This is a genomic window from Myxococcus vastator (assembly GCF_010894475.1).
Taxonomy (GTDB): Bacteria; Myxococcota; Myxococcia; order Myxococcales; family Myxococcaceae; genus Myxococcus; species Myxococcus vastator.
The window spans coordinates 1-625 of record NZ_JAAIYB010000942.1 but is presented as its reverse complement, the minus strand read 5'-3'; the positions used below and the strand labels follow the sequence as shown (position 1 = coordinate 625).

The window sequence follows — 625 nt, the reverse complement described above, 5'->3', positions numbered from 1 at the left end:
GACTCCGACAGCCGAATCATGAAGAAGGGCGCAAGCTTCGAGCAGGCCTACAACGCGCAGGCGGCGGTGGACTCGGCGCACCAGGTGATTGTCGCCCAGGCCCTCACCAACCAGCCTCCGGACGCCGAGCACCTGCCGGCGCTGGTGGACCGGGTGGCCGCTCACCTCGAAGAGGTGCCAGGCAAGCTGAGCGCGGACGCGGGCTACTTCTCGGCGAAGAACGTCCGCTGGCTGGAGTCGGTGGGCGTCGAGCCATACCTCGCCACCGGCCGCCAGAAGCATGGTGAAGCGCCACCGAAAGTCAGAGGCCGTCCGCCCTCGGGACTCACCCCGAAGGAGCGGATGGCCCGGAAGCTGGCGACGAAGCGAGGCAAGGAGGTGTACCGGATGCGCAAGGCGATTGTGGAACCCGTCTTCGGCCAAATCAAAGAGGCACGCGGCATCCGTGCCCTGCTGCGCCGAGGCCTGACGGCAGCCCGGGAGGAGTGGGCCCTCATCTGCGCCACCCACAACCTCCTCAAGCTCTTCCGCATGACGGCAGCGTAGCGGCCTGCCGTACCCAGCGGCGGACCGGCGTCACTCGTCCCGTCTCGCTTCCAACCCCATTACCGCTACACACTCCTAG

At 67.5% G+C, this 625-nt stretch carries 1 protein-coding gene; it reads left to right on the top strand.

The genetic code is table 11. From position 1 onward, the window contains the following. A partial coding sequence (locus G4D87_RS38460; protein WP_205507897.1) for a transposase occupies window positions 1–546 on the top strand: 546 nt, incomplete at its 5' end. Between the last annotated feature and the right edge of the window lie 79 nt (window positions 547–625).